This window comes from Actinomadura sp. NPDC048032, from assembly GCF_040653175.1.
Classification (GTDB): Bacteria; Actinomycetota; Actinomycetes; order Streptosporangiales; family Streptosporangiaceae; genus Spirillospora; species Spirillospora verrucosospora.
Genome location: NZ_JBEZJP010000382.1, coordinates 1 through 8,154 on the forward strand (window position 1 = coordinate 1; position 8,154 = coordinate 8,154).

Below are 8,154 nucleotides of genomic sequence, written 5' to 3' on the forward strand. Positions count from 1 at the left end.
CGCTCGTCCACCTCGCGCCCTACATCGGCGTCCCGAAGACCCTGGCCGGCCTGCGCGTGGCGGCGGCGGAACTGTGAGGATCAGAACGGTCCTCGCCGACATCGCCCCCGCCGACCTCGGCGTGTGCGACTCCCACGACCACCTCTTCATCCGCTCGCCCCGGCCGACGGGCGAGGAACCCGACAACCCCGCCCCAGCCGCCGCCCAACCCCACACCTTCGCCCGGCTCCGTGCCTTCGCCCGGCTCCGTGCCTTCGCCCGGCTCCGTGCCTTCGCCCGGCTCCGTGCCTTCGCCCGGCTCCGTGCCTTCGCCCGGCTCCGTGCCTTCGCCCAGCTCGGCGGCGGGGCGGTCGCCCAGTGGACCCCCACAGGAGGGGACGCCGCATCGACGACCTCGAGGACGTCTCACACGCCACGGGCGTCCACGTCATCGCCGCCACCGGCCTGCACCAGGCCACCCACTACGACGCCGACACTGTTCCCAGAGCTGCCGACGCTGCGCGACGATGAGCGGTGGCGGCGGTGCGGGGCGCCCCGAAGCCGACCTCCGCTGGAGAGCGTTCGGCTGCCAACTACACGCGAAGCCGACGTTGCGGCCAGGTGCTGCATGGATCATGAAACCGCCGCTGTGGTCCCAGCGCCGTGCCAATTGCTATCGACACGAGCCCGGCGATGCCACTGGCGCCCCGATGGCCGTGATCCGGATACCGTGCCGCGGTCGCAGCACTTGGTCCAGATTGCGGATGAGCGCGCTCGCTGCCGTGACCTTCACCGGCCCGCCCGGCAATGCCGCCACCATGTCGCGTGCCAGCTGCGGCTCGCCTATCTCCGGGACGACTTCGAGGACGGCGTCTGCGGTGGGGGTGTGGGCTGGCGGCGGCTGCTCTTTTTCTGGGGCGCTTTCGGGAGGGGGCCGCTGAGGCTGCGTGCCGGTGGTGGGCTGGAGAGTCAGGCGGCTGTGGGGAGGGGGTGGGGTGTGGGGGGTTCTTGGGTGTCGTGGAGGCCCATTGGGAGGGTGTCGCCCCAGAGCCAGTCGTTGACCGTGCCTTCGAAGTGGGCGGGAGGGCTTACGGCGAGGAGGCGGGAGGTCAACGGGGAGAGCTGGACCTGGAAGGGGGACGGCGGAGTTAGGGGGACGCGGCGGGTTGTGCCCCAGAAGTCGTTGAAGTCGCTTTGGGCCAGGTCGAGGACGTCGGGGAGCGTTCGGTCGCGGACGGCCGGGCCGGTGGCCAGCCAGGACCAGTGGTCGGTCAGGAGGCGGCGGGCCGTGGTGCGCAGGACGTTGAGGGCGGTGAGGTCGTGCGGGCAGGCGACGTCGGTGATCTGGAGCTCGGGGAGGCCGAAGCGGCGCAGGCCACGGGTGCGCAGGTGGAGGCAGGCGCAGCCGTTGACGCCTTCTGGATCGACGCCGGGGTCGGCGGCTGTGCAGCGGCCGTTGGCGCGGAACGGCGGTAGGACGTCCCCCAGCCACCGGTCGGCCAGAACGAAGCGCGTCCTCTCGTGGGCGGACGGCGTGAGGACGTGGCCCGTGACAAGGTCGGCGACTATTCCTCCGGTGGCTTCGGCGATGGCGTACGCGGCGGCGCGGGCCACCTGGACCGCTCTGGGCTGGTCGGTGATCGGGGCGAAGGCGGTAACGACGGCGAACTGCTCGGCGTCTTTGAAGGCGCGCGCGAGTTGCCGGTCCTCTGGTCGTGCCGCCTTGATCTGCCCCGGGTCCCAGCGGAGGTGGGCGAGGTCTTCACGGGTGACCTGGAGTTGGCGTGTGCCCAGGCGTCCGGCGATGTGGGAGAGGTAGGGGCCGTCCGCGGTTCTGAGAAGGTCGGCGGGGCCGTCCGGGACGGTGGTGGCGGCCACGGCGAACCGCGACGTGGTGGTGGACGGGACCGGGAACGTGATCGTGGCCATGGGACTCCTCCTCGCCTTTCGGGACCTGTCCAGCTTGCGCGGCCGTCCGGGCGAGCGACACGAGAACCGGGTTCTGTGGATAACCCGGTCGGCTGGGGCGGCTGTGAGAGCGGTGAGCGGGCGGGGTGGCGTGTGCGGTGGAGCGGGCCGGGCTCGTGGGGGAGGCGGGGTTCCGGTCTTGGGGCTGCCGGAGCGGGTGATCCGGCGGATCGGCCGGGAGGCACCCGTGACAGACACGTCTGTCTAGCTGCGACACGCCGTTCGCCATAGAAAAGACCAGCTTCGGCCGAATTCGCGGTGATTCGCGCGGCATCGACGGCGCAATCGGGGGGAATGTGTACGTTGGGGAGATCAACACTGCTGTGAGCTGCGGGGACGGGCCCCGCCGCCCAGCCTCGGAAACAGGAGGTCCCCGTGGCTCGAACACTGTCGAGGGGCACCCGTGTCACCGGTGCCGAACGCACCAGGCTCGCCGCCGAACTCGCCCCGCGGTACGCGGCGGGCGAGAGCATCCGCGATCTGGCCGCCGAGACCGGCCGGTCGTACGGGTTCATCTACAACGTCCTGAAGGAGGCGGGAGTGCCGCTGCGCGGTCGGGGCGGCAACACCCGGCGCAAGAAGGACTGACCCGCTCCCAAGCCCAGCGAGACAAGGAAGAAGCGAGCACATGGCCGGACGTCCCCCTCGCCCCCCGGGGGGACCCCGCGCGCTACGGACCGCGGAACGCGCCGGTGACCTCGGAGCGCCCGTTCAGGCTGGCGAGGTCGGCGGCCGCCCGCCCGGCCACCCAGCCCTCATAGTTGGAGACCGAACCCGCCCGCCCCTTGGCGAGGTCGGGGAACATCGTGTCGACGGCCTGATCGACGGCCTGGTCGCGCGCCGCCAGCACGGGAAGCAGATCCTTCCCGCCGGCGCCCGCGGCCGCCCTGTCCGCCGCTCCCCGCAGCCGCTCCCCGATGCGGACGGCGTAGGCGTTGAGGAACGCGTGGCGGAACGAACGCGTCCGTGACCGTCCCCGCGCGTCGCGTCTGGGACCCGCGTGCACCATGGCGGACGTCGCCTGGACCAGCAGGGACGTGAACAAGACCTCCACCGCGGCCAGATCGGCCGGGAACCCGAGGACGGTGGAGAACCCCAACTCCCGATGCCAGATCGCGCGGCAGTGGTTGGCCTCGGCCACCACTGTCAGCAGGACCGCCTTGGGCGCGTCGTAGGGACTGTCCACCGCGATGCGGCGTCCGTCCGGGCCGCTCATGTCGCCTGACTCCGCGGCGATCAGCGCATGGTCGATGCTGTGCCGGGTCATCAACTCCTGGGCACGTGTGCTGAGCGCCTCGGCTTCCTCGGGGAACTCGGTCGATTCGGCCTTGGCGAGGAGCGCGCGGACCCGTCCCAGAATCCGCTGATCAAGCTCAGCGCGCCTGCCGCCGTCGATCCCGGACTCCCCAGGAGACCCGCGACGGGCCCTCCTTGAACCGGACGTATCCCCTCCAGGTCGGGATGTCCCCGTGGAGCCCCGGGCGTTCCCTGCGTCAGAACGGCTCCCACCTGAGGCGCCGTAGCCGGGCTTGTCGGGGGGCGGGGTGATCGGAGGAAGCCTTGGAAGGGTTTCCAGAAGGTGGATGAGTTCGATGGCGCAGGCGACGTAGGTCGCGCGTTCGGCGCCTTCGCGGCGGCACCAGTGGGACGGGTGGGAGCCGTCGTCCGGCCACCACACGTCGGCCTGGATGGCGGCCAGTTGCTCGGTCCAGCGATCGTCGACCGCGCCGGGGGAGTAGGTGCGCGCCTCGTGGGCGATCGCGTCGGTGGCCAGGCGTGCGTGGCGGGTCGTGTGCCGGCGGGTCGTGTAGCGCACCAGGTCGGCCGGTTGCCAGCCGCGCTGCCAGGCGGAGGCGATTCCGTGCCGCAGCCGGTCGGTGAGGCAGCGGTCGGTGACGGCCGCCCAGTCCGGGGTGCCGGGACGGTCGGCCAGCTCGCCCACGAGCCGCCGGAACGCGGCGCGGTCGCCGCGCGCGAGTGCTCGCACCGCCTCGTCGGCGGCGAGGGCGGCCGAGGCCTCGAACGTCCGGCCGTACCGCCCGGTCTTCCGCACCGCCACTCCCGCCGTCCGACGTCGCCGGGGACGATTCTCCCATCCGGCGGGGACGAGGCTCGCCGCTGCCCGGCAGGAACGAGCAAAGCCTGCGTCGGGTAGTTCCTGCCGCAGGACGGGCGAGCTCGTCCGAATCCTGTTCGGTCTTCAGGTGGCGGGCCGCGCCGAACCGGACTTGGACAAGGGGCGGATGGACCGCCGCCACATGCGGACATGACACTATGAGCGTGGACAACTTCGAATAGTGATCAATCCGATATCTTGAGTGATTGAAAGATCCACCAGAGTGGCGCAAGCTGTCCCAGACGTCTGGAATGCCCCGCCCGTTCCTTCCGACCGACCGCCGACAGGACACGACTGATGTTCGAGATCTGGGAGACGAGTGAGCCCGCGCGGCTCATCAGTGACGCGGGGAGCCTGAAGGTCGCACTGGAGAAGGTCGACACCATGTGCCGGCTCAGGCACGACCAGGCCGCGGCGCACGTGGGCGAGACCGGCGAGGGCTACCACTTCGAGATCAGGGACCATGACGGCAAGGCGCTGGCGCGGCTGAGCTACGTCCCGGACACCTCCCGCGCGTACCAGAGCGTCGTGGTCGAGGAGATGCGGGGTCAGGACGGCGCCGGCTAGCAGCAGCCTCTCCGACAGCCCCCGGCGGTCGTCCGGGGGCTGTCGCATGTGCGGCCGGAGGCGGGCTCGTCACTCCTCGACGGTGACGACCGCTTCCTTGGCGTCCGGCTCTATGAAGCGCAGCATCGCTTCGCCTTCGGCCTTCAGCTCCTTGACGGCCGTCCGGGGGAGAGCCTCGAACGGGCGCATCCGGAGCGTGGCGACCTTGCGCTTGTACTCCGTCTCCCAGATGCCGCGCGCGAACCCGTCCCAGAGGAAGACGGCGCGGACGCGCAGGTTCTTGGTCGTCAGCATGGGGCGGTGGTCGTCGGCTATGACCCGTCTGCGGTCGGAGTGGGCGAGGACGAGGCTGTCGAACTCGGGCAGGAACCGTGCGGGGGCGGGAACGTCCTCATCCGGGCGCGGCGCCTCCGGCAGCTCGAACAGAACCCGGCCTTTGTCGTCGGTGAAGGTGCGCAGCCTCGGGCGAAGGCGTTCCAGGGCCTCACCGGTCGAAGACAGGCCTGACCACGTCTGCGCGTCTGCCGCGGACGCCGGTCCGTAAGCGGCGAGGTAGCGAAGCATCAGTTCGTCGACGGCGTTCTCGGCGTCCGGCCCCGAATCCAGCCACGAGTCGGCGAGCGTGAAGCGCGACGTGCGCGGGAAGCCCCACCTGTCTGCGGTCGGCACCATGACCAGAGGGACGCACAACCGGACGGCATAGCCGAGAGCACGGTCGTTGACGTCGGGGAACTCTTGCTGGAGCAGCGCACGTATCTCATTGAACGTCAGTGGCTCTCTCTGCAAGAGAGAACGTGCGGCGGGGACCACCTTCTCCAGGTCGAGTCCCTTGGCGCGGTCGCCCAGCACACGCAGGCCACCGTCCAACATCGGCTGCATCGCGGTACGGAATGCCGTGTAGTCCGCGCTCGTCACCAGGTGCAGGGTGGCGCGCATCATGGTGGCGCGAACCAGCTCCCGGTCGTGCAAGGCAGAGTGCAGATCGGATGCCTGGAACCCTTCGATGCGCGTCCACAACCCCAGGAACGGCGGTCTGGGCTCCTGGGCCTGCATCCCGCACAGCCGCCCTACCGCCTCGGAAACGGGGATCGGCTCCCGTGCGAGCAGCATCTGCCGTGCCAGGGTGGCCCGGTTGAGGGCGCGGACGCTCAGGGTCTCTGTCATTCGTCCAGGATGCCGTGTTGACCGCATCCGCAGGGCCTACGTCGTATCGTGCCGGCCGAGCGTGAGCGTCAACCGCGACAAGGCAAGCGGACGGGGCCGCCGGCCCGCCCCCGAGCCTCCCTGCTTCATGGCCGGCGCGGACGCAGTGCCGATCATGATCGGCGGCTCCCCCTTCCGCGTCACGCGGCGACGCGATGGCCCTTGCGTGGGCGAGGCGTTCGCCGCCGCCACCCCTGAGGGTCGATCGATGCGCGGTGTGACGGAGATCTCCGCTGCTGAACCTTCTCCAGAATCCGAGGTGCCGCCTGCGTGGCCAGGGGAGTACGCACCGTGCAGGACGCCCTCTGTCGTCCCGGTGGGCGAGGGGGGCAACCGCGGGGATCCGCGCTGGTCAAAGCGTTGCGAAGGCCCGGTGTGCGCATCTTGGCGTGATCGATAACGAGCGACCGACGCCAGGGTTACGGCGGGATTTTTCTTGAAATGCACGTGCATCAGCCCTTGCACCTGCACGCCATTCCTAGCAGGATTGCCCCGGACCCCCGCACGTGAACTCCCCGGAGATCGCGATGACCGCACACTTGAACGACAGTGACCGACAGGCGCTGCGGCTGGCCCAGGATCTCCGCGAGGAGATGCGGGCGGCTCTGCCGCAGTCGCCGGCCCCGCCCTCGGTGTCCCCGTTCGTCGATCAGACCGGGATGCCGAGCGTCCTGCTGAGGATGGACGCCGAGACGGCCCGCGCTCTCATGGCCGTGCTGGCCGAGCGTCGCGGCGTGGCGGCGGAGCAGCGCCGGGCCGACGGCTCGCATGTCCCGCCACCCGTCCCGCCGCCCGCGGCCCAGGCCGTTCCGGCGGCGCAGGGCCCCGTCGTGGCGGCTCTGCCCTACGGTGAGCCCGCCTACGGCCAGCCTCCGTATGCGGAGGCGCCCTATGCGGAGGCCCCGTACATGGAGTCGCCCTACGCGGGAGCTCCCTATGCGGAGGCGCCCTACGTTCCGCCGCAGCCGAGCCCCGCCGTGTTCACCGGCGGCACCGGCCCGACCCCGCTCGTGCCCTCGGTCTACCCGACGCACTGACGGCTGACGACGTCCCGCGCGGCTCGCGGCCGTGCGGGTCTGCGGATGCGCCGTGCGGGTGTACGGCGCCATGCGGCCCCGATCATGCGGGCCGCTTCTCTTTTGCGGTCATATGTACGCTGTGACGGCTCCAGCGTGCACGTCTGCGGCCACGCGACTTCAGCGCCCATGAGGCCCGGGCTGTTCCCGCGCCCGGCGGCGGAGCGGTCCCGCCGGGCCGGAGCGCGGGCGGTCCAACCGAAGTAAAGATCTTTCTTGGTGCGGAACCGGCGCCCGGCGACTGGCCCTCAGCCCCGACGGGAAAGGCGTTCCGCCCCAGTTCGGGGTTAAAAGATCTACCTTCTCAAAGGTAAAGAAATCCCCCGTTTGGCGAAAGCACGGTAATGCCGTATATAGTCATCCCCAGGTCAGGGTCAAAGAAGCCTTGACCTGGCCAATCGCATAACCGCCGCTTCCCGCCCGCCAGGCGGGATCACTTTCGCCGAACGCAGCCGTACCATGCAGCGGCCGCGCACCGTGCTGGGCCCGTGAGCCCCCGGTCGGCATCCTTCCCGCTTCACCCGAACCCGTGTCATCACGCACGTCCGAGCCCGGTCGTGCGCGGCTGAGCGCGGGTGCGGTCCACCATGCCCGTGGATCGTTCCAAAGCGGGTCTCTTTCGCGGCGGCATCTCCCGAGTCTCGAGTCTCGGAGCCGTTCACCCCTGCCCGGAAACAGGCGCGTGACCTGCGTGTCCTTCCCGTGCCGAGCGGCAGCCCTGTACCCCGAACGAAGGATCCCCATGCAGCAGCGAGCGATCAACGTCATCCTGACCGGCGTCACCGGCACCGCCCTCGCGGGCATGATGGTGGCCGGTGTCGCCGCCGCGAGCGATGACTCCGCTCCCAAGAAGCAGTTCCTGCCGCAGCAGGCCGTGGCCGCGCAGGAGCACCAGACCCCCGAGCGGCCCGCCGACAAGGGCGCGCTGGGCGGGTTCACCGTGCCGAGGGCCCCCGTGAAGGCCGAGGCCGACACCAAGGCCGGCGCGAAGGCCGAGCCGAAGAAGGCCGCCAAGCCCGTGAAGAAGGGCCCGAAGGCCCTGCTCAGCGGCAAGACGACCGCGTCCTACTTCTGGGACGACGGGTCCGGAGTGAACGGCGACACCGGCGCCCCCGCCGGCGGCAAGCCGATGCAGAAGGGCCGCGCCGGGTCTACATCCTCGACGTGGCCTCGAAGGAGGAGGCCGTCGAGTGGGCCCGGCGGGCGCCGGCCGGTCCCGGCTTCAAGACCGAGATCCGCCGCGTC

At 70.6% G+C, this 8,154-nt stretch carries 6 protein-coding genes and 1 pseudogene; 4 read left to right on the top strand and 3 right to left on the bottom strand.

Annotated features, from left to right (window positions below; all coding sequences use genetic code 11):
* Positions 1-948: 948 nt before the first annotated feature.
* Positions 949-1,908, bottom strand: coding sequence for a hypothetical protein (locus tag AB0C69_RS33630; RefSeq protein WP_360358951.1), 960 nt, complete (start codon positions 1,906-1,908; stop codon positions 949-951).
* Positions 1,909-2,322: 414 nt separating this feature from the next.
* On the opposite strand from AB0C69_RS33630, the gene AB0C69_RS33635 reads away from it, so the two are divergent.
* Positions 2,323-2,535: a helix-turn-helix domain-containing protein gene (locus AB0C69_RS33635; protein WP_021594883.1), complete on the top strand. Its 213-nt coding sequence runs from the start codon at positions 2,323-2,325 to the stop codon at positions 2,533-2,535.
* An 82-nt stretch (positions 2,536-2,617) separates the two neighbouring features.
* On the opposite strand, the gene AB0C69_RS33640 is transcribed toward AB0C69_RS33635, so the two are convergent.
* On the bottom strand, positions 2,618-4,000 hold the full coding sequence (locus tag AB0C69_RS33640; RefSeq protein ID WP_360358953.1) for a DUF2786 domain-containing protein: 1,383 nt from the start codon (positions 3,998-4,000) through the stop codon (positions 2,618-2,620).
* A 360-nt stretch (positions 4,001-4,360) separates the two neighbouring features.
* Here AB0C69_RS33640 and AB0C69_RS33645 point away from each other — a divergent pair, with 360 nt between their 5' ends.
* Positions 4,361-4,630, top strand: coding sequence for a hypothetical protein (locus AB0C69_RS33645; RefSeq protein WP_179834387.1), 270 nt, complete (start codon positions 4,361-4,363; stop codon positions 4,628-4,630).
* A gap of 69 nt (positions 4,631-4,699) precedes the next feature.
* Here AB0C69_RS33645 and AB0C69_RS33650 read toward each other — a convergent pair whose 3' ends face one another.
* Complete coding sequence (locus tag AB0C69_RS33650; RefSeq protein ID WP_360358955.1) at positions 4,700-5,794, bottom strand: winged helix DNA-binding domain-containing protein; 1,095 nt, start codon at positions 5,792-5,794, stop codon at positions 4,700-4,702.
* Positions 5,795-6,360: 566 nt separating this feature from the next.
* On the opposite strand from AB0C69_RS33650, the gene AB0C69_RS33655 reads away from it, so the two are divergent.
* Complete coding sequence (locus tag AB0C69_RS33655; RefSeq protein WP_345171740.1) at positions 6,361-6,870, top strand: hypothetical protein; 510 nt, start codon at positions 6,361-6,363, stop codon at positions 6,868-6,870.
* 781 nt (positions 6,871-7,651) lie between these two features.
* Positions 7,652-8,154, top strand: a pseudogene (locus AB0C69_RS33660) (hypothetical protein); the annotation flags it as partial.

Coding starts and splice junctions, on each gene's coding strand:
- AB0C69_RS33630 (WP_360358951.1), bottom strand. CDS start 1,908: ATGGCCACGATCACGTTCCCGGTCCCGTCCACCACCACGTCGCGGTTC.
- AB0C69_RS33655 (WP_345171740.1), top strand. CDS start 6,361: ATGACCGCACACTTGAACGACAGTGACCGACAGGCGCTGCGGCTGGCC.
- AB0C69_RS33650 (WP_360358955.1), bottom strand. CDS start 5,794: ATGACAGAGACCCTGAGCGTCCGCGCCCTCAACCGGGCCACCCTGGCA.
- AB0C69_RS33645 (WP_179834387.1), top strand. CDS start 4,361: ATGTTCGAGATCTGGGAGACGAGTGAGCCCGCGCGGCTCATCAGTGAC.